Annotated in this window: 27 protein-coding genes; 19 read left to right on the forward strand and 8 right to left on the reverse strand. The window is 63.6% G+C overall.

Translation table 11 applies throughout. The features are described 5' to 3' along the window. The first annotated feature begins 28 nt into the window (after window positions 1–28). Genes gspE through gspD form a run of 11 tightly spaced genes read left to right on the forward strand, consistent with a single transcriptional unit; the run spans window position 29 to window position 9,929 of the window. Complete coding sequence (gspE, locus tag AB4O35_RS15935; RefSeq protein ID WP_065874043.1) at window positions 29–1,765, forward strand: type II secretion system ATPase GspE; 1,737 nt, start codon at window positions 29–31, stop codon at window positions 1,763–1,765. Beyond that, window positions 1,762–2,964: a type II secretion system inner membrane protein GspF gene (gene gspF / locus AB4O35_RS15940; protein WP_065874042.1), complete on the forward strand. Its 1,203-nt coding sequence runs from the start codon at window positions 1,762–1,764 to the stop codon at window positions 2,962–2,964. Before gspE ends, gspF begins: the two co-directional genes overlap by 4 nt. Window positions 2,965–2,983: 19 nt before the next feature. Beyond that, window positions 2,984–3,409 carry a type II secretion system major pseudopilin GspG gene (gspG, locus tag AB4O35_RS15945; RefSeq protein WP_065874041.1) on the forward strand — a complete coding sequence of 142 codons (426 nt, stop codon included), beginning with the start codon at window positions 2,984–2,986 and terminating at the stop codon, window positions 3,407–3,409. A 9-nt stretch (window positions 3,410–3,418) separates the two neighbouring features. After that, window positions 3,419–3,850 carry a type II secretion system protein gene (locus AB4O35_RS15950; RefSeq protein ID WP_065874040.1) on the forward strand — a complete coding sequence of 144 codons (432 nt, stop codon included), beginning with the start codon at window positions 3,419–3,421 and terminating at the stop codon, window positions 3,848–3,850. Next, a complete protein-coding gene (locus tag AB4O35_RS15955; protein WP_065874039.1) occupies window positions 3,847–4,215 on the forward strand; it encodes a type II secretion system protein in 369 nt (122 codons plus the stop codon). Before AB4O35_RS15950 ends, AB4O35_RS15955 begins: the two co-directional genes overlap by 4 nt. Next, window positions 4,212–4,841, forward strand: coding sequence for a prepilin-type N-terminal cleavage/methylation domain-containing protein (locus AB4O35_RS15960; RefSeq protein WP_065874038.1), 630 nt, complete (start codon window positions 4,212–4,214; stop codon window positions 4,839–4,841). Before AB4O35_RS15955 ends, AB4O35_RS15960 begins: the two co-directional genes overlap by 4 nt. After that, window positions 4,838–5,563 (forward strand): general secretion pathway protein GspK, encoded by a 726-nt coding sequence (locus AB4O35_RS15965; protein WP_065874037.1) that lies wholly within the window; start codon window positions 4,838–4,840, stop codon window positions 5,561–5,563. Before AB4O35_RS15960 ends, AB4O35_RS15965 begins: the two co-directional genes overlap by 4 nt. Then, window positions 5,560–6,603, forward strand: a complete 1,044-nt coding sequence (locus AB4O35_RS15970; protein ID WP_065874036.1) for a PilN domain-containing protein — start codon at window positions 5,560–5,562, stop codon at window positions 6,601–6,603. The genes AB4O35_RS15965 and AB4O35_RS15970 overlap by 4 nt, the downstream gene beginning before the upstream one ends. Next, window positions 6,578–7,189, forward strand: coding sequence for a type II secretion system protein GspM (gspM, locus tag AB4O35_RS15975; protein WP_065945307.1), 612 nt, complete (start codon window positions 6,578–6,580; stop codon window positions 7,187–7,189). Before AB4O35_RS15970 ends, gspM begins: the two co-directional genes overlap by 26 nt. Further along, window positions 7,186–7,710, forward strand: coding sequence for a general secretion pathway protein GspN (locus tag AB4O35_RS15980; protein WP_065874034.1), 525 nt, complete (start codon window positions 7,186–7,188; stop codon window positions 7,708–7,710). The genes gspM and AB4O35_RS15980 overlap by 4 nt, the downstream gene beginning before the upstream one ends. Then, a complete protein-coding gene (gene gspD / locus AB4O35_RS15985; RefSeq protein WP_065874033.1) occupies window positions 7,707–9,929 on the forward strand; it encodes a type II secretion system secretin GspD in 2,223 nt (740 codons plus the stop codon). The genes AB4O35_RS15980 and gspD overlap by 4 nt, the downstream gene beginning before the upstream one ends. 25 nt (window positions 9,930–9,954) lie before the next feature. Here gspD and AB4O35_RS15990 read toward each other — a convergent pair whose 3' ends face one another. Beyond that, window positions 9,955–10,332: a c-type cytochrome gene (locus AB4O35_RS15990; protein ID WP_139113221.1), complete on the reverse strand. Its 378-nt coding sequence runs from the start codon at window positions 10,330–10,332 to the stop codon at window positions 9,955–9,957. Between the two features lie 224 nt (window positions 10,333–10,556). On the opposite strand from AB4O35_RS15990, the gene AB4O35_RS15995 reads away from it, so the two are divergent. Together AB4O35_RS15995 and AB4O35_RS16000 are read left to right on the forward strand one after the other, a co-directional pair. Continuing rightward, window positions 10,557–10,949, forward strand: coding sequence for a DUF4398 domain-containing protein (locus tag AB4O35_RS15995; RefSeq protein WP_065874031.1), 393 nt, complete (start codon window positions 10,557–10,559; stop codon window positions 10,947–10,949). 10 nt (window positions 10,950–10,959) lie between these two features. Next, window positions 10,960–11,733: an OmpA family protein gene (locus AB4O35_RS16000; RefSeq protein ID WP_065874030.1), complete on the forward strand. Its 774-nt coding sequence runs from the start codon at window positions 10,960–10,962 to the stop codon at window positions 11,731–11,733. Between the two features lie 110 nt (window positions 11,734–11,843). Here the strand turns inward: AB4O35_RS16000 and AB4O35_RS16005 are convergent, their stop codons facing one another. The 5 genes from AB4O35_RS16005 to AB4O35_RS16025 all read right to left on the reverse strand — a co-directional run bounded on the left by AB4O35_RS16005 (window position 11,844) and on the right by AB4O35_RS16025 (window position 16,996). Beyond that, window positions 11,844–13,304: an aldehyde dehydrogenase family protein gene (locus AB4O35_RS16005; RefSeq protein WP_065880903.1), complete on the reverse strand. Its 1,461-nt coding sequence runs from the start codon at window positions 13,302–13,304 to the stop codon at window positions 11,844–11,846. A gap of 156 nt (window positions 13,305–13,460) precedes the next feature. Beyond that, the gene (locus AB4O35_RS16010; RefSeq protein WP_065880904.1) at window positions 13,461–14,291 is read right to left on the reverse strand and encodes a GNAT family N-acetyltransferase; all 831 of its coding nucleotides are present in this window, start codon (window positions 14,289–14,291) and stop codon (window positions 13,461–13,463) included. After that, a complete protein-coding gene (locus tag AB4O35_RS16015; RefSeq protein WP_065945902.1) occupies window positions 14,288–15,469 on the reverse strand; it encodes an NAD(P)/FAD-dependent oxidoreductase in 1,182 nt (393 codons plus the stop codon). The genes AB4O35_RS16010 and AB4O35_RS16015 overlap by 4 nt, the downstream gene beginning before the upstream one ends. Next, window positions 15,466–15,870, reverse strand: coding sequence for a RidA family protein (locus AB4O35_RS16020; protein ID WP_065945903.1), 405 nt, complete (start codon window positions 15,868–15,870; stop codon window positions 15,466–15,468). The genes AB4O35_RS16015 and AB4O35_RS16020 overlap by 4 nt, the downstream gene beginning before the upstream one ends. Beyond that, on the reverse strand, window positions 15,860–16,996 hold the full coding sequence (locus AB4O35_RS16025; protein ID WP_065945904.1) for a DSD1 family PLP-dependent enzyme: 1,137 nt from the start codon (window positions 16,994–16,996) through the stop codon (window positions 15,860–15,862). The genes AB4O35_RS16020 and AB4O35_RS16025 overlap by 11 nt, the downstream gene beginning before the upstream one ends. 94 nt (window positions 16,997–17,090) lie before the next feature. Here AB4O35_RS16025 and AB4O35_RS16030 point away from each other — a divergent pair, with 94 nt between their 5' ends. Continuing rightward, window positions 17,091–17,975, forward strand: a complete 885-nt coding sequence (locus AB4O35_RS16030; RefSeq protein WP_065945905.1) for a LysR family transcriptional regulator — start codon at window positions 17,091–17,093, stop codon at window positions 17,973–17,975. Window positions 17,976–17,995: 20 nt separating this feature from the next. Here the strand turns inward: AB4O35_RS16030 and AB4O35_RS16035 are convergent, their stop codons facing one another. Both AB4O35_RS16035 and AB4O35_RS16040 read right to left on the reverse strand, forming a co-directional pair. Beyond that, complete coding sequence (locus AB4O35_RS16035) at window positions 17,996–18,709, reverse strand: cupin domain-containing protein (protein ID WP_065880907.1); 714 nt, start codon at window positions 18,707–18,709, stop codon at window positions 17,996–17,998. 22 nt (window positions 18,710–18,731) lie between these two features. Continuing rightward, window positions 18,732–19,583, reverse strand: a complete 852-nt coding sequence (locus AB4O35_RS16040; protein ID WP_065945906.1) for a GNAT family N-acetyltransferase — start codon at window positions 19,581–19,583, stop codon at window positions 18,732–18,734. Between the two features lie 597 nt (window positions 19,584–20,180). On the opposite strand from AB4O35_RS16040, the gene AB4O35_RS16045 reads away from it, so the two are divergent. The 5 genes from AB4O35_RS16045 (at window position 20,181) to AB4O35_RS16065 (ending at window position 25,721) form a co-directional block, all read left to right on the forward strand. Continuing rightward, window positions 20,181–20,849: a haloacid dehalogenase type II gene (locus AB4O35_RS16045; RefSeq protein WP_065875916.1), complete on the forward strand. Its 669-nt coding sequence runs from the start codon at window positions 20,181–20,183 to the stop codon at window positions 20,847–20,849. Between the two features lie 22 nt (window positions 20,850–20,871). Further along, on the forward strand, window positions 20,872–22,146 hold the full coding sequence (locus tag AB4O35_RS16050; RefSeq protein ID WP_065875918.1) for an NAD(P)/FAD-dependent oxidoreductase: 1,275 nt from the start codon (window positions 20,872–20,874) through the stop codon (window positions 22,144–22,146). 95 nt (window positions 22,147–22,241) lie between these two features. Beyond that, window positions 22,242–23,879, forward strand: a complete 1,638-nt coding sequence (locus tag AB4O35_RS16055) for an ABC transporter substrate-binding protein (RefSeq protein WP_065875920.1) — start codon at window positions 22,242–22,244, stop codon at window positions 23,877–23,879. Window positions 23,880–23,892: 13 nt separating this feature from the next. Beyond that, window positions 23,893–24,849 (forward strand): ABC transporter permease, encoded by a 957-nt coding sequence (locus AB4O35_RS16060; RefSeq protein ID WP_049712489.1) that lies wholly within the window; start codon window positions 23,893–23,895, stop codon window positions 24,847–24,849. After that, window positions 24,846–25,721 carry an ABC transporter permease gene (locus tag AB4O35_RS16065; RefSeq protein ID WP_065875922.1) on the forward strand — a complete coding sequence of 292 codons (876 nt, stop codon included), beginning with the start codon at window positions 24,846–24,848 and terminating at the stop codon, window positions 25,719–25,721. Before AB4O35_RS16060 ends, AB4O35_RS16065 begins: the two co-directional genes overlap by 4 nt.

Below are 25,721 nucleotides of genomic sequence, written 5' to 3' on the forward strand. Positions count from 1 at the left end.
TAGCACATCGCCCCTCAGATTTTTACCCATGTCCCAGCCCAGCCTTTCAACGCCCATCAATGCCTGCCAACTGCATATCCCGAACACCGAACAGGTGTGCGCGTGGTTGATGCAACAGGCCGGCTTGAAAACCGTCGACCTGGAGCGCGCCCGACGCCTGTCCCAGGAAGGCGGCGACAGCGAGTTGCTCGGCTTGCTGACGCGCCTCGGGCTGGTCTCCGAAGTGGAATTGGCCCGCGCCTGGGCAGACTTGCTCGGCGCACCGCTGCTGCTGGCGGATGCCGCGCCGCCGCTGCTGGACCCGTTGCCACAACTGACCGAGCGTTTCATGCGCCACTACCAGGTGGTGCCCGTGGGCTGGAGCCAGGGCGGCCTGCGGGTGCTGGCGGCGAACCCGTCGCTGGTGTACCCGTTCCAGGCTGTGGCCTATGCCTGTGGTGTGCCGGTGTGGTTGGCCGTGGGGCCGCGCAATGAAGTCGAGACGCTGATCGAGCGCTACTACGGCCAGGGCCGCTCAGCCATGGGCACCTTGATCGAAAACCTCGATGAGCAGGGCGGTGCACTGGAAGACATCGAACACCTCAAGGACATGGCCTCCGAGGCGCCGGTGATTCGCCTGGTCAACCTGATCCTGCAGCGCGCGGTGGAACAGCGCGCCTCGGACATTCATATCGAGCCGTTCGAAAACCAGTTGAAGGTGCGCTATCGCATCGACGGCGTGCTGCACGAAGCCGAGGCGCCGCCGTCGAGTTCCTCAGCGGCGGTGATTTCGCGGGTGAAAATCATGGCGCGCCTGGACATTGCCGAGCGGCGCCTGCCGCAGGACGGGCGGATCATGCTGCGTATCCAGGGCAAGGAGCTGGACTTACGGGTGTCCACGGTGCCCACCAGTTTTGGCGAGTCGGTGGTCATGCGCCTGCTCGACCGGCAGACCGTGCAGTTCGATTTCCAGAGCCTGGGCTTCGATGGCCAGCGCCTGGAAACCTTCCTGGAAGTGCTCGAACGGCCCCACGGCATCCTGCTCGTCACCGGGCCCACTGGCTCGGGCAAGACCACCACGTTGTACACCGCGCTGTCGCGCCTCAACACCGCCGAGCGCAAGATCATCACGGTCGAAGACCCGGTGGAATACCAGCTTGAAGGCATCAACCAGATCCAGGTCAAACCCGCCATCGGCCTGGACTTTGCCGGCGCGCTGCGCTCCATCGTGCGTCAGGACCCGGACGTGATCATGATCGGTGAAATCCGCGACCTGGAAACCTGCCGCATCGCGATCCAATCGTCCCTCACCGGCCACCTGGTGCTGTCGACCCTGCACACGAATAGCGCGGCGGCGAGTATCACGCGGCTGCTGGATATGGGCGTCGAGAGCTACCTGATCGCCTCGACGGTCAATGGCATCCTCGCCCAGCGTCTGGTGCGGCGCCTGGACCCGACCACGCGCGAAGCGTTCGAAGCACCCGCGGAGTTGATCGCCGAACATGGCCTGGATCGGTTTACCGAGCAGCGCCCGATCATGCTCTATCGCCCCCGCGCCGATGCAGCGGGCGGTGGCTACCACGGTCGCAGCGCAATCACCGAACTGCTGGTGATGAACGACGAACTGCGCAGCCTGTTGATGCGCCAGGCCGACGCCGCCACCCTTGAACAGGCCGCCCGCCGTGGCGGCCTGCGGACCTTGCACGAAGAGGGCCTGCGCCAGGCCGTGGCGGGTGTCACCTCGCTCGAAGAAGTGCTGCGCGTCACCCGTGGGGAGGGCGCGTGAGCCTGTTCAAATACCGCGCCCTCGACAGCCAGGGCCAGGCGCAAAACGGCACCCTGGAAGCCAAGGACCACGCCGCTGCCGTCGCCGCCTTGCACAAGCGCGGCTTGCTGTTGTTGCAGATCGATGCGGCGGGGGGCCAGGGGCTGCGCAAGGCCTTTGGCCGTGGCCAGTTGAACGGCGCGGCACTGGTCAGTTTCACCCAGCAACTGGCCACGCTGTTGGGCGCCGGCCAACCGTTGGAGCGCTCGCTGGGCATCCTGCTCAAGCAGCCTGGCCAGCCGCAGACCCGCGCGTTGATCGAGCGCATCCGCGAACACGTCAAGGCCGGCCAACCGTTATCCAAGGCGCTGGAGGAGGAGGGCGGCCAGTTCTCGCCGTTGTACCTGAGCATGGTGCGTGCGGGTGAGGCGGGCGGCGCCCTGGAGGACACCCTGCGCCAGCTCAGCGATTACCTGGAGCGTAGCCAGTTGCTCAGGGGCGAGGTGATCAACGCCCTGATCTACCCGGCCTTCCTGGTCGTGGGCGTGCTCGGTTCGCTGGCCCTGTTGCTGGCCTACGTGGTGCCGCAGTTCGTGCCGATCTTCAAGGACCTGGGCGTGCCGATTCCGCTGATCACTGAAGTGATTCTGGCGCTTGGCCAATTCCTCGGTGCCTATGGCCTTGCGGTGTTGGCCGGTTTGATCGTGACGATCTGGACACTCGCCGCCCGCCTGCGCGACCCGCAGCGCCGCGAAAAATACGACCGCCGCGTGTTGGGCATTCGCATCATCGGCCCGCTGCTGCAGCGGGTCGAAGCCGCGCGACTGGCCCGCACCCTTGGCACCTTGCTCAGCAACGGCGTGGCCCTGCTGCAAGCCTTGGTGATCGCCCGGCAGGTTTGCACCAACCGCGCCCTGCAAGCGCAAGTCGCCCAGGCTGCCGAGTCGGTGAAGGGCGGCGGCACCCTGGCGAGTGCCTTCGGCAGCGAGCCGCTGCTGCCCGATCTGGCCCTGCAAATGATTGAAGTCGGCGAACAGGCCGGCGAACTCGACAGCATGCTGCTCAAGGTCGCCGATGTGTTCGACGTCGAAGCCAAGCGCGGCATCGACCGCTTGCTGGCCGCCCTTGTGCCATCCCTGACCGTGGTCATGGCGGTGCTGGTGGCGGTGATCATGCTGGCGATCATGCTGCCGCTGATGAGCTTGACCAGCAATATATGAACCCTTGAGGACTGCACCTATGCGCCATACCCGATTCAAGCCCGCCCGCCGCCAGGGCGGTTTTACCTTGCTGGAAATGCTCGCGGTGATCGTGCTGCTGGGCATCGTCGCGACCATCGTGGTGCGCCAGGTCGGCGGCAATGTGGACAAGGGCAAATACGGCGCGGGCAAGGCGCAGCTCGCCAGCCTGAGCATGAAGATCGAAAGCTATGGCCTGGACGTCGGTTCGCAGCCCAAGACCCTGCAGCAGTTGGTCGACAAACCCGGCAACAGCGCCGGCTGGGCCGGGCCGTACGCCAAGCCGTCAGACCTCAAAGACCCGTTCGGCCATGCCTTCGGCTACCGCTTCCCCGGTGAACACGGCGCCTTTGACCTGATCTTCTACGGTCAGGACGGCCAACCCGGCGGCGAAGGCTACAGCGCCGACCTGGGCAACTGGGAATAACCCGCTAACATGATCAGCCCCCAACGCGGCTTTACCCTCCTGGAAATGCTGGTGGTGATCGTTTTGATCAGCATCGCGGCCGGGTTGGTGGGGTTTGGCCTGCAACAAGGCCTGCGTGCGGCGAAAGAGCGCCAGGCCGTGGGGCAGATGGTCGAGGCCTTGCGGGCCACGCGGGCGCGGGCGATTGTCAGCGGCAGTACAGAAAAAACCCTGTTCGACCTGCACGCGTTGAGCTTTCAGGCGCCGGGTCGACCGTTGAAACACTGGCCGGCCGACCTGCAAGTGACCCTGCACACCGCCGAGCACGCAGGCGCCGCGATCGAGTTCTACCCCGATGGCAGCTCCACCGGCGGCAACCTGCTGCTGACCAATGGCAGCCGGCGTTGGCGCATCGATATCGGCTGGCTGACCGGCAGCGTGCAGTCCAAGGCGCTGCCATGAAGCACCAGGGCGGTTTCACGTTGCTGGAGATGCTCGCCGCGCTGACGCTCATGGCGATCTGCAGCAGCGTGCTGCTGGTTGCGTTCGGCCAGAGCGCGCGTTCGCTGTTGCAGGTTGCGCACAGCGACCGGCTTACCCACGCCGCCGTCAGCGTGCTGGACCAGGAAGCCACGGGGCCGCTGGCCAATGGTGTGCGCCACGGCGATCTGGACGGCGTCGCCTGGCAATTGCGCATTGCCCAGCAGCCCACCCGTATCGGCCAGCCACAGCTGTTTCGCCTCGACCTCAGCGTCAGTGAAGGCCCGCGCAACGCCAGTTTCAGTACCTTGAAACTGCGCGCAGCCAGCGACAAGGCCGGCCTGTGAAGCCGCGTCAGCAGGGCTTCACCTTGCTCGAGATCATGATCGTGCTGAGCTTGCTGGGCGTCTTGCTGGTGCTGGTCGGCGGCGCGTTGCTGGGGGCCAATCGTGCGGTGCTCAAGGCGCAGCGCTACACGGTCAGCCTGGATGAAATGCGCGCCGCGCAGCAGTTTTTGCGTACCTCCATCAGCGAGGCGCTGCCCTTGGACGTCACCGAAGACGACAGCCAGACCGATGGGTTTTTCGCCGGTGGCCCGCAGCGCATGCAGTTTGTCGCGACCTTGCCCGGCGTGCTCGGTGGCGGGATCCAGCGCTTCACCTTGCAGTTGGCTGGCGCCGAGGCGCAGCGCGATTTGCAGGTGGCGTTCGCGCAGTTTGAGTCTGCGGCGCAGGTCAGCGTGCCGGCCTCGCGCAGTGAGCCGCAGGTGTTGTTGAAGGGGGTCGAGGACCTGCAATTCAGCTACCGCGGCCTGTCGCCCAAGGGCCAGGCCACCGGCTGGATCAGCGAGTGGCCGTGGACCAAGCGCTTGCCGTATGCGGTGCGCATCGCGGCCCGTGTGAATGGGCCGGTGCCCTGGGTGACCCAAGTGGTTGCGTTGCGCTTGAACCTGTCGGGCGGGGCACCGGAATGATCAGGCATCAGCGTGGCGTGGCCCTGTTGCTGGTGCTGTGGGTGCTGGCGTTGCTCAGCCTGTTGCTGGGCGGCCTGGCCGGCTGGGTGCAACTGGAAACGCGCCAGGCCGCCTGGCACCGCCAGCACACCCAGGCCGTGTTGGCCGCCGAGGCAGGCGTGGCGCTTGCGATGCAAGGGCTGGCCGACCCGATGCAACGTAAGCAGTGGGTGGCCGACGGGCGAGAAATCCCGCTGGCGTTTGACGATGCACAGCTGCACGTGAGCCTGCACAGCGAGCGCGGCAAGTTGTACTTGAACAGCGCCGAGGTCGCCGACTTCGCCCGCCTGGCTCTGGCCTGCGGCGCCACCCAAGCCCAGGCCAGCCAGCTCGCCAGGGACTTGGACGTGCGGCGCAACCAAGGCCTGGCGCCGTTTCGGGTAGTCGAAGAACTGCGGCAACTGCCGGGCATGACCCAGGCGCTGTACAGCGCACTGGTGCCCGAGATCAGCCTGTGGAGCGGCCTTGATCGGCCTGATCCGGCGTTCGCCAGCGCCTTGATGCGCCGCGCGCTGAACCTGCCGCACCAGAGCGCGGTAGGGGCCGACCCCGGCGAAGTGCTGGTGGTCAGCAGCCGCGCGCAACGGCCCGGCGGTTACCACGCCCGGTTGCAAGCCACGGTGTTATTGAGCCCCGCGCAAGGCAGCGCACAACCTTATCGAGTCCTACGTTGGCAAGAATGAACGAACCCTTAACCGCACGGCTTCAATGGCTGACGGAGCCCATCACCCAACGCTGGCGCGGCAGCCTGCTGCAACTGGGCTGGCGCCTGTGGCTCAAGGAACTGCGTGGCTGCCTGCCGGCGTGGCTGTCGCTGCAGGACATTCCCGAGCACTGCTATCGCTGGCCGTTGACCGCACCCGTGGCAAAACCCGCAGGCGAAGCACGCCAGGTGTTGCTGTTGGCACCCGATGCGGTGCTGGTGCAAACCCTGCAATTGCCCCCGGCGGCAGCGCGCAACCTGGCGACGGTGGTCGGCTATGAGCTGGACCGCTTTACTCCGTTTGACGCCGCCCAACTGTACTTTGTCGCGCGCCAGGAACGCCGCACACCCACGCACGTGCACGTCACGCTGGTGGCGATCCTGCGCGAGCGCCTGGACCCGATTCTCAATGAGTGTGCGGCCCTCGGATTGCACCCCCATGCGGTGGATGTGGACACTGGCGCAGGCACGCCCATGGGCATCGACTTGCTGCCGGCACCCTTGCGCCCGCGCCAGCGCCCACAGGGCAAGGGCTTGCAGCGCAGCCTGCCGTGGCTGTGCGGTGCCTTGCTGATTGCCGCGATGCTGCTGTGGCTCAACGACCGCCAGCGCGTGCTCGAGGCCATGCAGCACAGCGTGCGCGAGCAGAAAGCCCAGGTTGCCGAGGTCCAGGCCCTGCGCCAGCAACTGCTCACTACACGTGGCGCGGCACAGTACCTGATCCGCCGCAAGGCAGCCCAACCGCCGTTGTCGGCGCTGCTCAACGAGCTGACCGCTTGCCTGCCATCCGACACCTGGATCGACCAGTTGGAGGTCAACGACGGCGCCGACGTGTCCTTCTCCGGGCAAAGCGCCAAGGCCAGCGCCTTGATCACACGGATCAAGAACTGCCACAGCCTGGAAAACGCCCAGTTCGAAGGGGTGATTCAACCCGATGCGCAAACCGGCAAGGATCAGTTTTCCTTGCGCGCCCACCTGCACCAGGAGGCCGCCGATGCGCCGACCACTGACACCCCGTGAACGCCGTGGCGCCGCCCTGATCGGCCTGGCCCTGGTGCTCGGCCTCGGTTATTGGCTGTTGATCGACAGCTGGTTCGCCGGTCCCTTGCGCGACATGGGCGAGCAGGCCGAGCAGCTACGTGAGCAACAACAACGCTACGCCGGCGTGTTGCGCCAGGGCGCCAGCCTGCGCCAACAGCTTGAGCTCGCACGGCAGGACCCGGCCAGCAGCACCAGCCTGTTGCCCGGCGATGACCCCAGCGCCGTCGCGGCCGACCTGATGCAGCGCATCGCCGACCTGATCAACAGCCGCGCCGGCCTCGGTGGCGGCTGCAGCCTGACCCAACGCATGCCCATCACCCCGGAGCAGGATGACGCCGAGCCGTATCGCCAGGTCAAAGTCAGCCTGACCCTCAACTGCGCCATCGAACCCTTGACCGCGATCCTGCATGAACTGGAGTACCAGCGGCCGTTCCTGTTTGTCGATGAGATGAGTATCCGCCGCCCGCCCAACGCACCTGCCAGTGGCGGTGCCGGCCAGATGATCGTGCATTTGCTGGTGCGCGGCTACCTGCAGCCGGCCGCCGCACAGCAGGTGCGCCAATGATCCCTGCATTGCGTCCTCTGGAATGGCTGTTGCTCGGTATGTCCGCGCTGCTGGGCCTGTTGATGGTCGGCATCCTCAGCAGCATTGGCGATGCGCCGCAGTGGTTGCCGCCGCCTGACCCTGATGCGCGCGCCAACACCTCGGCCAACGCGCTGGTGGCCCCGAGTGCGACCCTGGAGAGTCTCGCCGGCACCTGGCAAGCCCCCTTGTTCAGCCCCGACCGCAGCCCTGATCGCGCGGTCGGCCAGGCGGCCGTCTCCAGCCTGTCGAGCCTGACCCTGACCGGCATCGTCCTAGAGGGCAACCTGCGCGTTGCACTGCTCAAACGCAGCGACGGCCCGCCGCTGAAAGTCCACCAGGACCAGACCCTGCCCAACGGCTGGCGCCTGGAACAACTGACACCCCGCGAAGCGCGCTTTGTGCTTGACGGCCGCACGCAGACCCTGAGCCTGCGCGCGCCGCGTTTGCCCGCGCCGTCCACGACACCCCCGATTACCCTTCCTCACGAGTCCGCCCCTTGATCGATACCTTCCCCGGCGCTTTGCGCACCACCGTGTTTTGCCTGGCTACCGCCGTTTCCCTCGGTGGCTGCGGGACATTTCCTGAGCACCTCGACCCGGACGAAGCCCTGTTGCACGAGGCGATGCAAGGCACTGGTTCGCAACGCCCGCCAGTGGACCCGGCCAGCGAACAGGCCCCGGTCGACAGCGGCCAACCCCAGGCGAAGACGCCCCCTCAACGCCAGTTGATTCGTGGCAATCAGCAGTTCGTGCGCGCGCCGGCAGCAGCGCCGGCAAGGAAGGAGGAGGGCAGCGGTGACATCGTGTTCAACTTCGCCGACCAGCCGATCGAAGCGGTGATCAACAGCGTGATGGGCGACCTGCTGCACGAAAACTACAGCATCGCCCAGGGTGTGAAAGGCAACGTCAGCTTTTCCACCTCCAAACCGGTGAACAAGCAACAGGCCTTGTCGATTCTGGAAACCCTGTTGTCGTGGACCGACAACGCGATGATCAAGCAAGGCAACCGCTACGTGATCCTGCCCGCCAACCAGGCGGTGGCGGGCAAGCTGGTGCCAGAGATGCGCGTGTCGCAGCCGTCCAGCGGCCTGTCGGCGCGGCTGTTTCCGCTGCGCTATATCTCGGCCACCGAGATGCAGAAACTGCTCAAGCCGTTCGCCCGCGAAAATGCATTCTTGCTGGTCGACCCGGCGCGCAATGTGCTGAGCCTGGCCGGCACCCCGGAGGAGCTGGCCAACTACCAGGACACCATCGACACCTTTGATGTGGACTGGCTCAAGGGCATGTCGGTGGGCGTGTTCGGCCTGCAACGTGCGTCGGTGGCCGAGCTGATGCCCGAGCTGCAGAAAATGTTCGGGCCCGACAGCGGCATGCCCCTGGCGGGCATGGTGCGGTTCCTGCCGATCGAGCGGACCAACTCGGTGGTCGCGATCTCGTCACAGCCGCAGTACCTCAGTGAAGTGGGCGACTGGATTCACACCATCGACGAAGGCGGCGGCAACGAGCCGCAGATGTACGTCTACGATGTGCGCAATATGAAAGCCACCGACCTCGCCAAGTACCTGCGGCAGATCTACGGCACGGGCGCGATCAAGGATGACACGCCGGCCAAGGTTGCCCCCGGTTTGCGCACGGCGACCCTGTCTTCGCCGGGCACCAACAGCACGTCCGGCAGCACGCCTGGTGGCCTGAGTAACAACCTGAATAACAGCCAGCCCGCCGCTGATGACGAGGATCAGGAGCCGGAAGCCGAGCAGGACAGCGCCGAGCAGGGCATGGGCGAAGACGCTCCGGCCAAAAGCCTCGACGCCGGCACCCGCATCACCGCGCAGAAAAGCAGTAACCAACTGCTGGTACGCACGCGCCCGGTGCAGTGGAAAGAGATTGAATCGGCGATCAAACGTCTGGACAACCCGCCGCTGCAAGTGCAGATCGAGACGCGCATCCTCGAAGTCAAGCTTACCGGCGAACTGGACCTTGGCGTGCAGTGGTACCTGGGCCGCCTGGCCGGCAATTCCACCAGCACCACTGTGGGCAACACCGCCGGCAGCCAGGGCGCCCTTGGCGGTGGCGGCGCGGGCCTGGGGGCAGCGGACTCGTTGTTCTACTCCTTTGTCAGCTCCAACCTGCAAGTCGCCTTGCACGCCCTCGAAACCAACGGCCGCACCCAAGTGCTGTCGGCGCCGTCGCTGGTGGTGATGAACAACCAGCCGGCGCAGATTCAGGTGGGCGACAACATTCCCATCAGCCAGACCACGGTCAACACCGGCACCTCCGACACCACCTTGAGCAGCGTTGAATATGTGCAGACCGGGGTGATCCTCGACGTCGTGCCGCGGATCAATCCGGGTGGCCTGGTGTACATGGATATTCAGCAGCAGGTCAGTGATGCGCAGGATCAGGCGTCGTCGAGTAATGACACGCAGACTAATCCGCGTATTTCCACGCGGTCGGTGTCGACTCAGGTGGCCGTGCAGAGTGGGCAGACGGTGCTGCTGGGGGGGTTGATCAAGCAGGACAATGCGGAGTCGGTGAGTGCGGTGCCGTATCTGGGGAAGATTCCGGGGTTGCGGTGGTTGTTTGGGAATACCAGTAAGTCCAAGGATCGGACCGAGTTGATTGTGCTTATTACTCCGCGGGTCATCACCAGTAGCAGCCAGGCGCGGCAGGTGACGGATGATTATCGGCAGCAGATGCAGTTGTTGAAGCCGGCTAACTGAAGGAACGTGATCAATTGACTGAAAATCATCGACTCTTGGCAATCACTTCGCCCATGTATTGATTCAAATCGCGGAAATCGTTAACCCTCCAAGTGAACGGCGGTAGCTTTACGCCGTTCTCTCGCAACGTTCTGGGGATCAAGTCTCCATTGGGGCGAAGTATGATCGAAGAGACGATCACGCCCGGATAATCATGCAGTCGCTTTTTGAAAGCGGCTGTTGTCAGGTCGGGTGTAGGCGGGTTGCTTTTATTCGCCAGTGGCCCAGTACCTTTGATATCCGCTCCGTGGCACATCGCACAGCGCTGCACATAGAGATTTCGTCCGTTGGTGTTATCTGCGAAGGCCAGGGATGTGTGTGCCAGCGATAAAATGCCGAGCGAAGCGATGAACACTATTTTCATTTCCATATGGCCTTGTTGTGTCGAATGGCGAACAACTCATTGAACAAATAGTACACCTGCCTGTTGTTATTTTTATGAGAAAAATCCTACAGATAGGCGGGATTTTTCATTCTTCTAGTCGATATTTTTCCTCCTAGGATGGCGCGCTCGCTTGATCGCAAGCGAGACGACAAGGGCCGCTCCATCGGTCCTGCAGCTATAAGAACATGCTTAGGAGTCAACACATGAAGATGACCAGTGTGAGCAAACGCCTGCGCCGCTCGGCCTGGGCCGTGATCGTCGCCGGTGCATTGGCAGGCTGTGCTACGCCGCAGCCGCCTGCGGCAAAAATCTCCCTGGCGCGTGATTCGGTTGGGCGCGCCTTGGCGGCGCAAGCGACCCAGTTCGCCCCGCTGGAGATGAAAACTGCCCAGGACAAACTGGCACGCATGGAGCAAGCCCTTGGCGAAAAAAATTACATCCAGGTCGACGCCTTGGCCGATCAGATCGAAGCCGATGCCGGCCTGGCCGAAGCCAAGGCCACTGCGGTGCGTAAACAACAAGTCTTGAAGCAAGCGCGGGAGGGCATCCAGGTGCTCAAGCAGGAAATGCTCAACGCCCCCGCGACTACCCACTGAGGATCTTGCCATGCGTGCCACTCTCGTCATTCCTGTTCTTTCGGCCCTGGGCCTGGCCTTGGCCGGCTGCGCTACGCCACCGGAAAACCCGCAACTGCTGCAAGCGCGCAGCCAGTTCTCCAGCCTGCAGCAAAAGCCTGAGTCCAACACCCTGGCGGCGGTTGAAACGCGCATCGCCTCCAACGCACTGGACCGCGCCAACCAGTTGTCACTGCACAGCCGTACTGACCCGCAGATCGATCAGCTCGCGTACCTCGCGACGCAGAAAATCGCCCTGGCTGAGCAGACCATCGTCGGTCGCAAAACCGATGCGCAACTCGACAACATCGCGGTCGACCGTACCCAGGTGCAACTCGACGTTCGCACTGCGCAGCTCAAGGCCTTGCAGGCGATGAAAGCGCAGCCTACCGAACGTGGCCAGGTCGTCACCTTTGGCGATGTGCTGTTCGATACCGGCAAGGCTGAGTTGAAGCCGGGCAGCCAACGGGATTTCCAGGGGCTGGCGAACTTCCTGTTGCAGAACCCGGAGCGCCAGGTACGCGTTGAAGGTTTCACCGACAGCACCGGTGGCGATGCTTACAACCAGAGCTTGTCCGAGCGCCGTGCCCAAGCGGTTGCCCGTGGCCTGCAACGCCTCGGCGTCGGGGCTGAACGTATTGCAGTGATGGGCTACGGCAAGCAGTTCCCGGTCGCCGATAACCTCAGCGCGCCGTCACGCCAGTTGAATCGCCGTGTGGAAGTGATTGTGTCCAACGATGCGTCGGCGGTCAGCGCTCGTCGCTAAGCGGGCGGGTTGTTCGATGTGGCAGTTGTCGCGCCCCGGCGCGGCATGCCCATGAACCGGGAGCGGCACTGCCGCTCTCGGACTTGACGCTTGCCAGTCGGTAACGTGTATCAGCCGAAGCCAACGATGGCTTTGGTTTCCAGGTATTCCTCAAAACCATAGATACCGTACTCGCGCCCATTTCCCGAGCGCTTGTAACCGCCGAAGGGCGCCATGGGGTTCCAGGCCGGGTAGTTCAGGTGCACTTGCCCGGCGCGAATGCGCGAGGCGACGGCACGCGCAAGCTCAAGGTCTTGCCCCTGAACATGGGCACCCAGCCCGTAAACCGTGTCGTTGGCGATAGCGACTGCTTCATCGACTGTGTCATACGCAATGATGCAGAGCACCGGGCCGAATATTTCCTCTTGAGCAATGCGCATGGCAGTGGCCACTTCAGAGAACACAGTCGGTCGGGTATAGAAGCCCTTTGCAAAACCCCGCACACGCCCTGGCCCACCGCACAGCAGTTTTGCACCCTCGTCGAGGCCAGCCGCGATCATTGCTTGCACGCGATCGAATTGTGCGCGGTTGGCGATGGGGCCCAGTTGCGTCTCTTCCAATTGCGGGTCACCCACGATGAGTGCATTGGCAGTCTGCGCGGCCAGTGCCTCGACCTCCGCCAGGCGGTTTCTGGGCACAATCATTCGGGTCGGTGCGCTGCACGATTGCCCGACATTGCGAAACGCTGACATCACGCCCAGCGGCACAGCCTTGGCGAAATCTGCATCGGGCAATAGCAGGTTCGGCGACTTGCCGCCCAATTCCTGTGTGACCCGTTTCACTGTAGGCGCGGCGGCTTGTGCAACCAGTGCGCCGGCGCGGTTTGAGCCGGTGATTGAAATCATGTCGATATCGGGGTGGGCCGCGATGGCTGCACCCACGTCGGGACCGCTGCCGTTGACCAGGTTGAACACACCGGGCGGCAAGCCGGCGTCGTGCAATAGTTGTGCAAAGAGCAGGGCGCTCAGGGGGGACAGTTCGCTGGGTTTCAAGACCACGGTGCACCCGGCGGCGATGGCCGGGGCGACTTTTGCGGTGATTTGATACAGCGGCCAATTCCACGGCGTGATGAGACCGCACACCCCGATAGGTTCGCGTTCGATCGCCGTGCCGTCTTCCACCGTCCGAAAGCGGTAGCTGGCCAGCAGGTCACGTGCGACGCGAACGTGCTCGGCCGCCAGCGGCACCTGCATGGCCCGCGCAAAACTGATGGCAGCGCCCATCTCCAGAGAAAGCGCCTGCGCCAGCGCTTCTTTGCGCTCAAGGATCAATTCATGGACTTTTCCGAGGATTTGCGCGCGCGACTCGACGGAGCGCGCCGACCACGCGGGGAACGCTGCACGCGCCGCCGCGACCGCACGGTCGACATCCTCGGCCGAGCCGCGCGCTACCTCGGCTACCACCTCTTCAGTGGCCGGGTTGACCACCGGCAAACTGGCCGGGACGGCAGGGGGCGTCCAACGGCCGTTGATATAAAACTGCTGAGACGTTGGCAGATCAACGCGGTCGTTATTCGAAGAGTGTGTGGTCATCCAACGAGCTCCTTGGAGCGGTGATAAGCGCTGCGAACAGCGGGGCCGGGCGTCTGGATACGCTACCAAAACGACCCAGGCAAAAGATGCCGTTGTTCAAGCCTGCAAGGAATAATCTGCCGTATCCGGCGGGCTGGCCTTGCATCATGCTGAGCCCTAGCCGATCGCTTGAGTCACCAGCGCAAACTGTTGGATCCCGTCGCGCGATTGCGGCGGCACGCCCAGTACCATCCGCGGCGCCCGATCAACGCACGGCAGCCCCAGGCTTTCCAACCAGTCGGCCAACCCGCACTCGCTGAGAATGTCGAAGCGTACAAACGCACCAGGAATCAACGGCAGCAGGTGGCTGATCAACTGTCGGGCCTGGTCCAGGTCCTGCGCGACCACCGGACCAATGATATGGCCGCGACCAAAGCGACGGAGCAGGGCGCAACCCTTCAGGTGCCCGTCTACATCGATGCCGACGACGTGCTCGGCCGTTGGCAGCAGATCGTTGAGGACTGCGGTACGGTCCAGTCCACTGCCGGCATTGGCCAATTCAATCACCTGAGGGTAATCGGCCAGGTTTAACGCACGACATTTTGCAAAGGGCGCCGGCGTTTGCGGCACCCCTTGGTGTTGCTGAATACGCGCGAAGTCAACGAACCCCATGCTTGCATACAGCGGCGCGCCTGACTCGGTGGCATTGAGGATCGGCGTGCGCGGCGCCGCGGCGTCCAGGCACCGCTGCATCAACTGGCGGCCGATGCCTTTGCCTTGATGTTGATCGCTCACGATCACCAGGCCGATGGACGAGTAGGCCCCCTGGTGGCAAGCGAACGCTACGCCCACCAACTGCCCCGCATGCTCGGCGACAAAGCCTTCCGACGTGCGCTGCACCATGGCCCAGTCTTCCTCGCGGTGCGGCCATTTAAGGTGCACCGAGAGCGCGTGGGCGGCGGGCATGTCTGCCGCGGTAGCCGTGCGGTACGCATAGGCGTGGGTCATATGAGTTTTCCTGTGCTGAGAAGGCTTGTGGACAACTGCGCTGTAAGCGATGGCTGTGTGAACCGGCGGATATCGAAGGGGCTGATCGAGGTGCTGGTACTGCCGGTGCTGATCAGTTCGGCCATGACATCGCCAACGCCGGGGCCGAGCTGGAAGCCATGGCCGCAGAAACCAAACGCATAAAACAGCCCGTCCACCATACCGCTTGGGCCCATCACCGGCAGCGAGTCCGGTGTGTAGCTCTCGATGCCGCTCCACACGCGGATGATGTTGAGCTGCTCTGCGCCCGGCAAAAGTCGGCGCATCTGCCGCATCTGGTTAAGCAAACTTTCCGGCTTGAAAAACGCCCGTCGGTTGACCATATCCGGGGCGCAACGGTTACCCCCGCCGATGATGATGTTGCCGCGTGGGATCTGCCGGAAGTAGATCACCTCTTCCTTGATTTTGGTGAACACGCCAATCACGGTCGGCAAGGCGTAGGGCACTGGTTCAGTGACGGACATCTGCGGGCCGTTGGGTTCCAGCGGCACCGGCTCACCGAATTGCTCGGACAACCGGGCTGCCCAGGCGCCGGCGGCAATCAGCAATTGCTCGGCGGCGAACAACTGCCCATCGGTGGTGGTGACGTGGAACAGGCCGTTGACCTTCTGCACGTCGGCCACTTCGGTTCTTTCCTCGATTCGCGCCCCTAGGCGACGCGCCGCACGGGCAAACGCCGGGGCGGCCAGGCGTGGGTTGGCGTGACCGTCGTGGGGCGCGTAGGAACCGCCCTTGACCTCCGGGCCAAGGAAGCCGAAGCGTTGATGCAGCTCGGCGCCGCGATAGATTTTCAAGTCCAGTTGCACCGCTTCCGGCGCGGCGGCATAGGCCTCCAACTCGGCGATTTCGTCTTCGCGGTAACACACGCGCATGTGGCCACTGGGGATGAATTCGAGGTCATCGTCGATCAGTTCCGGCAGGCGCTTCCACAGCGCCCAGGAACGGTTGGCCAATTCAAGCTGCCCCAGGTAGCGCCCCTGGCGACGGACGTTGCCGAAGTTGACGCCGCTGGCGTATTGACCAATCTGATCGCGCTCCAGCAGCGTCACCGCACGGCCGCGCCGGCTTAGGAAAAACGCCGATGAGGCGCCCATGATGCCGCCGCCAATGATCAAGACATCACTTTTTTGCGCGTTCATGAAGGCTCCTCTTGTGCGCCTCGGGCCACGGCTTCGATTTCGATCAGGTAACCATGGTGCAACATCGGGACCGGTACCACGGCGCGGGCTGGCCGGTGCTCGCCCAAATAGTGTGCATAAATGCGGTCAAACGCCGGCCAATGTTCTATCCCGACCACATACACCGTCACTTTGAGCAGGTCGCGGGGGCTCAGCCTGGCTGCCCTGAGGATCGCCATCAGGTTGTCGAGGGCAATCGACGCCTGAATCTCAAACGGTTGATCGGCGCTGTGCTCGCCATTGGCGCGTACCGGCAATTGCCCGGACACGTACACCACGCCGGCGTGGACCACCGCCTGCGAATAGTGCCCGCCCGGCGCTGCCGCGTCTGCGGTATGAATCACCTCTGGATTACCAGCCATGCAAGCGACTCCATGTATGCAACGCGCCGTCGGCGTCGAGGGCGTGATAGTCCGGGAACTGCGCGCCGGTGGCGCAGGCATGGTTGGGCAGGATGCGAAGGCGACTGCCGATAGGGAAGCGCGCGGCAAGCGCGTCACTGTTGGCGGCGCCCAGGGTGATGATGCCGTGTTCTTGGTTGGCGCCCGTGACCAGCGCCCCGTCGATCCAGTCGCCCGCTTCGGTACACACTTGGCCATAGCCAAAGTCCTGGCGCTGACGCTGCGTGCCGCGGTCACGGCTCATGGCCATCCAGCCGGCGTCGGTGATGATCCAGCCTTTGTCCGGCTGATGGCCGATCACCGTGGTCAGCACGCTCAACGCCAATTCGTCCGCCCGGCATACGCCAATGTTGTGCATGACCAGGTCGAAGAACACATAGACGCCTGCGCGCACTTCGGTGACGCCGTCGAGGTTGAGCGCCGAGAGCGCGGTGGGCGTGGAACCGATGCTGACTTCCGGGCACGCCAACCCGGCTGCGCGGATGCTCTCGGCGGCGCGCACGCAAAGGTCGCGTTCCTGTTCGGCCAGCGTTTGCAGGGCTTCCAGGGTGTCCAGCTCGTAACTGGAACCGGCGTGGGTCATCACACCACGCAGGCGCATACCGCCACTGCTGAGGATGGACGCGACGTCTATAAGCGCAGGATCTTCAGCGGCCAGGCCGGAGCGATGGCCGTCGCAGTCAATTTCAATCCACACGTCAAAACGTTCAGCGTGCTGCTGTGCAAACGCGACGATGGCCTGGGCACCCTGGACGCTGTCGGTGAGCACGCTCAGGTCGCAGCCTTTGCGCCGCAGTGCCAACGCCTGGGGTAACTTGCCCGGTGCGATGGCAACGGCGTAGAACACATTGCGCAGGCCTTGGGTGAAGCAATGCTCCGCTTCTTTCAACGTGGACACCGTGACGCCGCTGGCCCCCGCAGCGAGCTGCGCCTCGATCACAGGCAGGCACTTGCTGGTTTTGATGTGGGGGCGCAACCGCACGCCGAGGCTGTCCATGCGTTGCTGCATACGCTGGATATTGCGCTGCATTCGCGGGACATCAATGAGCGCTGCTGGCGTGTCGAGAGAGGCAATCGGCGTGGGCATGACGGGACTCGGATGGCTGGGTACGGCAACACTCTACTCAGGCATCCTTAAGGTGTGGTTCAATCCAGGCTCATCAATCATTAAGTAAAAGTGAATGATCTCCATCGAAGACCTGCGCCTCGCCGTGACGCTTGCACGGTCGGAGTCGCTGAGTGCAGCGGCCAGGACGCTGAACGTATCGCCGCCAGCGCTCTCCATGCGCCTGCGTAAGTTGGAGACGCTGCTGGGGCTGACCCTGGCCAATCGCGACGCCCGGCGTCTCAGCCTGACGGCCGATGGCGAGCGGTTTTCGCGTGAAAGCGCGCTGCTGCTGGAACAGCTTGAGGCGCTCCCAGAGTCGTTCAGGCAAAAGGACGAGAGGCTGGTGGGCACGTTGCGGCTGGCGGCGCCGTTTGGCTTTGGCCGGCAGCGACTCGCGCCGTTGCTGGCGCGCTTCATACGCCTGCACCCGCAGCTTTGCCTGCACTTGGATTTGCGTGAGACCCCCTGGCCTGATCGGCATGACAGCGACGCAGTGATTCACATCGGCCACCTCAATGACAGCCTGTGGACGGCGCGGCAACTGTCGCCGAACGAACGCTGGCTATGCGCGAGCCCGGCTTATCTGCAAGCGCAGGGCGTGCCGTCGACACCGGACGAGCTCACGGCGCATCGCTGCATTTGCATTCGTGAAAACGATGAAGACGTCACGCTGTGGCATCTGCGCAAGGGGCAGGGACGCAAGACGCTGCGCATCGAGCCCGTCTTGTTGAGCAACGATGGCAGCGTCGCCCGGCGCTGGGCCGAGCAAGGGCTGGGGTTGGTGCTGCGTTCGCAGTGGGACGTGAGTGACGCCATCGCCAGCGGCAGCCTGGTACGGGTATTGGCCGATTGGCGTTTTGACAGCGCGCCGGTCAACCTGCTGGTGCCGTCGCGCAAGCTTCGCAGCCCGCGCGTGCAGGCGTTGGTGGCGTTTCTGGAAGAGGCATTGAAGGTGTGATCAGCTCGCGCTGATCATTGTTATTTCACCGCATACACCTTGCGTACATAAACCGTGCTGGTCCAGGCGCAGGGGGCGCCTTTGGCGACGAATACGGTGTCGCCGGTGTTGACGGTCACGTCGATACTTTTGTCGTCCTGCAGCGTGACACTGCCCTCAAGCAGGTGCATCAACTCGTGCAGTTTGTGCGGGCGGCCGTGGCGGGCGTAAGGCGTCGAGTCCCAGACGCCGATGCGCAACTCGGTGGCCGCGTCGTCGAACAGGTTGAGTGCGCGGCACTGCGGCGTGGGGCCGATCAGGATCGCAGGTTCCGGGGCGGCCGAGGGGTTGAGCAGGGTGTATGGGTCGAGGAAGGTCAGGCCGGGGCAGGCAGGGGCGTCGGACAGGTCGAGGGCGCAAAACGCCCATTCACTGTTGGCACTCGCCTGTACGGTGAGGTGGGTGCCACGGCCGATCACGGCACTGGCGCCGACACCCAGTTTCAGTGTTTGTCCTGCGCTGCTGAGTACCACTTGGCCGGCGTGCACCACCAGCGTCTCGCTATGGGGGAAGTCTTCGATCACGGCTTCACCGCTGAACTGCACCCGGCCTGCGGACACACCGTCGTCGCCCCGCCAGGCGAGTTGGCGGCTGTCGCCGAAGGGGTCAAGTACGCTCAACGCTGCGTTGTTGAAAGACGTGGCAACGCTACTGCCGTCGGCGCGAGCCAACAGCAGGATTTGGGGAGATGACATGTGGAGTGCTCCGGGAGGAAAGTCAGCCGATCGCCTGGGTGATCAGGGCAAACGGGTATACGCCTTGGCTGGCCTGGGGCGGCGTGCCCAGGGCCATCTGTGCGACGGTGTCGATGTTTTTCAGGCCGGCGCTCTCGAGCCAGTCGCTGAGGCCGCAGACTACGGGGATATCGATGCGCACAAAGGTGTCGGGGACCTGCGCCAGTAACGCCGCGATCAGGTGCTTGGCCTGGTTGAGGTTCTCGGCGACCACCGGGCCGATGCAGCGGCCACGGCCAAACGGGCGCAGCAGGGCGAAACCGCGTAGCTGACCATCGCGCTCGATGCCCACGGCCTGTTCGACCTGCAGGTCGCGTAGCACTTCGCGGCGGTCCAGGCCGCTGGCGGCCTTGGCCAGGGCCAGCAGCGTGGCGTGGTCTTCGGCGCCCAGCGCACGGCAGCTTTCGCCGGGTGCCAAGGCCACAAGGTCGGGCACCAACGCTTGGCCTTGATGCTGCTGGACCCGACCGAACTCGACGAAGCCCTGGCTGGCATACAGCGGCGCGCCGGCGAGGGTGGCGTTGAGCAGGGGCGTGCGTGAATCGCAGGCGGCGAGGGCCTTTTCCATCAAACGACGGCCGATGCCTTGGCCTTGGTAGTCATTGCTGACGATCACCAGGCCGATGGTCGCGTAATCGCCTTGGGGGCAGGTGAAAGCGCTGCCGATCAGGCGTTCGCCGTCCATCACCACGAAGCCGTCGCTGACCCGTTGCAACATCGCCCAGTCTTCCAGGCGGTGGGGCCATTTCAGTTGCACTGACAAGGCATGGGCGGCGGGGAGGTCGGTCACTGTCATCGGGCGGTAGGTATAAGCGGGGTGTGGCAGGGTGGACATGGCGAGCCTCCAGGGAACGTGGTTTTTAGCACGGCGAGGGTGCTTGTATCCCACCTGGCCTGGAGGCTGGCAAGAGGGGCGGGCACATTCGGTAGATTCCCCGAGCTGTTCAAGGCGGGACCACAGTTGCTACTTAATTGGTGCAGGTGCGCAGCAGCAAATGCTTCCTGTAGTGAGCGGGCTTGCCCCGCGCTGGGTGGCGAAGCCGCCCCAAACCAGGCGACCTGGATTTATCCTGATACTCGGTGGTGTCCTTATTGGGGCGGCTTCGCCACCCGCGCGAGGCAAGCCGCTCACTACAGGTGGCGGGTCAATCAGCCCGCCACACTTTCTGCCGCCCACACCCCCTATTCTTGAGGCCCTGGCCCTGGAAATCCCCATAAAAGCGCACAAACAAAGGCCCTGCCCAAGCCTGGCGCGCACCGCAAACTCTGCTGAGCCCAACCCCCAAAACGGTGGTTTGTATTGAGCGCGGGTCGTTTTAGACGGCATATGCTGATTTCACAGTGGTGTAATGAACCTGTGCTGCAACGAGGCCGACGCGCCGCCAGGGCAGCGAACGCTTGTCACATTCAACTGACTCCAGGACCGCACTCAATGAGCTTTCTTCGCCCCAAATTCATTACGTTCGACTGCTACGGCACGCTCACCAACTTTCATATGGGCACCATGACCCGCGAGCTGTTCGCTGACCGCATCACTCCTGAGCAGATGGACCAGTTCGTCAAGGACTTCTCGGCCTACCGTCTTGACCAGGTCATGGGCGACTGGCGCCCGTACGATGAAATTCTCAAGACCGCCCTGGCCCGTACCTGCAAGCGCTGGGGTATCGACTACCGCGAAGAAGGCCAGCTGTATTACGACGCTGTGCCGACCTGGGGCCCCCATGCGGACGTGCCGGCCGGTCTGTCGAAGATTGCCGACAAGATCCCCTTGGTGATCTTCTCCAATGCCATGGACAGTCAAATCATGTCCAACGTCGACAAGCTCGGCGCGCCGTTCCATAAAGTGTTCACGGCTCAACAGGCCCAGGCCTACAAGCCGCGGCTGGCGGCGTTTGAATTCATGCTCGACAACCTCGGGTGCGGTCCGGAAGACATCTTGCATGTATCTTCCAGCTTCCGTTATGACCTGATGTCGGCCCATGACATGAAGATCAAGAACAAGGCCTTTGTTGCCCGTGGCCACGAAGTGCCCGCCAATGCGTTCTACGGTTACCAGCAGATCACCGATATCGGTGGGTTGCCGGCGTTGGTCGGTCTGTAAACGCGCACCTTGAGGGTAAGACATGGGCAGTGAATCCTATTGGCTCGACACCGCACCGGCCTTTACCGGTGCCCAGCTGGGCGGCTTGCCCAAGCAGGTCGACGTGGCCGTGGTCGGCGGTGGGTTTACCGGCCTGGCGGCTGCGCGGGCCTTGGCGCTCAAGGGCGCCAGCGTCGTGGTGCTGGACGCCGGGCGCGTGATCGGTGAAGCCTCGGGGCGTAACGGTGGGCAGTGCAACACTGGCGTGGCCCAGGATTACGCCGGGCTGCACGCCAGCCTCGGTGCCGCCAAGGCGCGCGCTTATTACCAGGCGTATGAGCGCGCGGTACAGAGCGTGGTGTCGCTGGTCGAGCAGGAAGGGATTGCCTGCGACATGGTGCGCAACGGCAAGCTCAAGCTGGCGGCCAAGCCCATGCATTACGAAGGCCTGGCCCGCACGTGCGAGCTGATCCGCCAGGAGGTGGATGCCGATGTCGAGCTGCTCAGCGCCGAACAGACCCACGCCGAAGTCAACTCGGCGCAGTTCCATGGCGGTTTGCTGCAACGCAACGGCGTGCAGATGCATGTCGGGCGCTTTGGCGTCGGGTTGGCCGAAGCGGCGGCGCGGCGTGGTGCGATGATTTACGAGCACACGGCCGTCAAGGATTGGAAGGCCCAGGCCGGCGGTTATCAGGTCAATACCGCCAAGGGGTCGCTGCACGCCGGGCAAGTCTTGCTGGCCACCGGCGCCTGTCAGCATGGCGACCTTGGCTGGTACCGCCGGCGCATCGTGCCGGTGGGTAGCTTCGTGATTGCTACCGAAGTCTTGCCCCAGGCGTTGATCGACCAATTGTTGCCGCAGCACCGTGCGTACGTCACCAGCCGCATGATCGGCAACTACTTTCGCCTGACCCCGGACAACCGCCTGCTGTTTGGTGGGCGTGCGCGGTTTGCCATGTCCGACAGCGTCTCCGACGCCAAGAGCGGCAAGGTGCTGCAAGCGGCGATGCTGAACATATTCCCGCAGTTGGCGGGGGTAAAAATCGACTACTGCTGGGGTGGGCTCGTGGACATGACGTCCGACCGCCTGCCCCGCGCCGGCCAGCATGGCGGCGTGTTCCATTCCATGGGCTACAGCGGCCATGGCGTGCAGATGTCGGTGCACATGGGCCAGGTCATGGCCGACGTCATGGCTGGCAACACGGCGGCCAATCCGTGGCGTGAACTCGAATGGCCGGCGATTCCCGGGCATTTCGGCAAACCCTGGTTCCTGCCTTTCGTGGGCGCCTATTACCGTTTCCAGGACTATTTGCACTGAGTTGCCGTTGTTGCGTCACCGTCGTTTGCGTTTCCAGGACGCTCCGGACATCCGTGAGCACTCGATTCTTCCGATTATCGACAGGTAGCCTTGCTATGACTGACAAAAAAAACACACCCGAGCTCATTTCCGGCCAGGAAAGCCTGCGGGTGTTTGAAAGTCTCAACCGCGGCATGTCACGCCGCAACGCTTTGCAAATGCTCGGCGTTGCCGGTGTGGCCGCCGCCGGTGCGGGCAGCCTGTTCGGCAGCGCCGGTCAGTTGTTCGCCGATGAAGCCGCCGTTGAGGGCAAAGGCAAGCCCGGTGGCAAGATCCGTGTCGCCGGCATGTCCAGCTCCACCGCCGATACCCTCGACCCGGCCAAGGGCGCACTGTCCACCGACTACGCACGCCACTACATGTTCTACAACGGCCTGACCCGTTTCGATAAGCACCTGGTGCCGCAACTGGAACTGGCTGAGCGCATCGACAATACCGACGCGACCGTGTGGACGATCACCCTGCGCAAAGACGTGACCTTCCACAACGGCAAGGCCCTGACGGCCGCCGACGTGGTGTTCTCGCTGAACCGCCACAAAGACCCGCTCACCGGCTCCAAAGTCATGCCGCTGATGGAGCAGTTCGCCGAGATCAAGGCCAGCGGCCCGAACGAAGTGCAGATTCGCCTCAGCGCGCCAAACGCCGAGCTGCCGTCGATCCTGGCGGTGTCGCACCTGCTGATCGTGCCCGAAGGCACCACCGATTTCGGTAAAGGCATCGGCACCGGACCGTTCACCGTGGGCGAGTTCAAGCCAGGTGTGCGCTCGATTGCCGTGCGCAACAAGAACTACTGGAAACCGGGCCTGCCGTACCTCGACGAGATCGAATTCATCGCCATCGCCGACGAACCGTCGCGGGTCAACGCGCTGTTGTCGGGCGACGTGCACATGATCAACGAGGTCAACCCGCGCTCCACCACGCGCATCGCCGCGAGTGCCAAACACCGGGTCGTGGATGCGCCGTCGGGCAACTACACTGACTTGATCATTCGCCAGGACCAGTTGCCCGGCAAAAGTCCGGAATTCACTCAGGCCATGAAGCTGCTGCTCGACCGTGAGCAGGTCAAGTCCGCGGTGTTCCGTGGGTTTGCCGTGGTCGGCAACGATCATCCGATTGCGCCGGGTTCGCGTTACTTCAACACCGACTTGCCGCAGACGGTCTACGACCCGGAAAAAGCCAAGTTCCTGTTGAAGAAAGCCGGCATGGAAAGCATCACCATGCCCGTCATGGCATCGCCTGCCGCCACCGGTTCGGTGGACATTGCTGTGCTGTTGCAGCAATCGGCCAAACAGGCCGGGCTCAAGCTCGACGTGAACCGCTTACCGAGCGATGGCTACTGGTCCAACCACTGGATGAAACACCCGCTGAGCTTCGGCAACATCAACCCACGGCCGAATGCCGACGTGATGTTCTCGCAGTTCTTCCAGTCCAAGGCGCCGTGGAACGAGTCCGGCTGGCAGAACGACCAGTTTGACCAACTGCTGATGCTCGCCCGTGGCGAAACCGATGACGCCAAGCGCGCCAAAATGTATGGCGACATGCAGGCGCTGGTGCACGACCACTGCGGTATCGGCGTGCCGGTGTTCATCAGCAACATCGACGGCGTGGACCAGCGCGTCAAAGGCTACGGCACCAACCCGTTGGGCGGTTTCATGGGCTACATGTTTGCCGAGCAGGTGTGGTTGGACGCGTGAGGAGGGCGGTACGATGAATAGCAATACACTGTGGTTGATCGCCCGGCGCGTCGGCGCCGGGGCCGTGACCTTGTTGATCGTGTCCATGGTCGTGTTTGCGATCACGGCGGTACTGCCGGGGGACGCGGCGCAACAATCCCTCGGCCAGTTCGCGACCCCTGAACAGGTGGCGGCACTGCGCCTGAAGCTGGGGTTGGACCAGCCCGGTGTATTGCGGTACCTGCACTGGTTGATGAGCCTGCTCACCGGCGACATGGGCGTGTCGGTCTCCAACGCGATGCCGGTGGGTGAACTGATGGCCGGTCGCGTGCCTAACACCCTGATGCTGGCGGGCGCCACGGCACTGGTCTCGGTGCCGGTGGCGCTGGTACTCGGTATCGGCTCGGCGATGGGCCGGGGCGGGCGCATTGACAGCTGCCTGAGCTTTGTCACCCTGGCCATGGTCGCGGTGCCGGAGTTCCTGGTGGCGACCCTGGCGGTGCTGATCTTCGCGGTCAACCTGGGTTGGTTGTCGGCACTGTCTTACGCCAGCGACATCACCTCGCCGCTGCAATTCATGCGTACCTATGCGTTGCCGGTGATGACGCTGTGCTGCGTGATCGTCGCGCAAATGGCGCGCATGACCCGCGCCGCCGTGATCGACCAGCTCGACAGCCCCTACGTGGAAATGGCCCGGCTCAAAGGCGTCAGCCCCATACGCATCGTGCTGCGCCATGCCCTGCCCAATGCGATCGGGCCGATTGCCAATGCCATCGCCCTGAGCCTGTCGTACCTGTTGGGCGGGGTGGTGATCGTCGAAACCATCTTTAACTACCCCGGCATTGCCAGCTTGATGGTCGATGCCGTGACCAACCGTGACATGGCGCTGGTGCAAGCGTGCACCATGTTGTTCTGCGCGGCCTACCTGGCGTTGGTGCTGCTCGCCGACCTGTGCGCAATCCTGTCCAATCCGAGGCTGAGAAACCAATGAACCCGCTCATTGCGAAATCCAAGCCCGCGTCCTCCGCCCTGGCCCTCGCCAAGGTTTCCAGCGGCCCGTCGTGGCTGGGCCTTTTGGGCGCCGTTGTGTGCGTCGCCTGGTTGCTGGTGGCGCTGTTGGGCCCCTGGCTGGCGCCACACCCCGTGGGTGAAGTGGTGTCCGATAACATCTTCGAAGGCTTCAGCCTCACTCATCCGTTCGGCACTGATTACCTGGGCCGCGACATGCTCAGCCGGGTATTGGTGGGTGCGCGATTCACGGTCGGGCTGGCGTTGGTGGCGGCGTTGTTGGCCAGTACCTTTGGCACCGGGTGTGCGCTGCTGTCGGTGGTGTCGCCCAAGTGGCTGGACGAGATCATCAGCCGCATCATGGATGCCTTTATCTCGATCCCAAGCAAAATGCTTGCACTGATCATGGTCTCGGCGTTTGGCTCGTCAGTCACGCTGCTGATCTGCACGGCGGTGATCAGTTATATCCCCGGCTCGTTCCGCGTTGCCCGCAGCATGGCGGTCAATATCGAGGCCCTGGAATATGTGCAGGTGGCGCGTACGCGCGGCGAAGGCCGTTTGTACGTGGCGTGCATGGAAATCCTGCCGAATATGCTCAACCCGGTGCTGACCGACCTGGGGCTGCGTTTCGGCTACATCGTGCTGTTGCTCAGTGGCATGAGTTTTCTCGGCCTGGGCGTGCAACCGCCAGACGCCGACCTTGGCTCGCTGGTGCGCGAAAACATCGGCGGCCTCAATCAGGGCGCGCTGGCCATCATTATTCCAGCGTTGGCCATTGGCACACTGACCATCGGTGTAAATCTGTTGATCGACTACCTGTCCTCACGACGCAGTCGACGCACGGGAGGCCATTGA

This window comes from Pseudomonas sp. H1_A03, assembly GCF_054685145.1.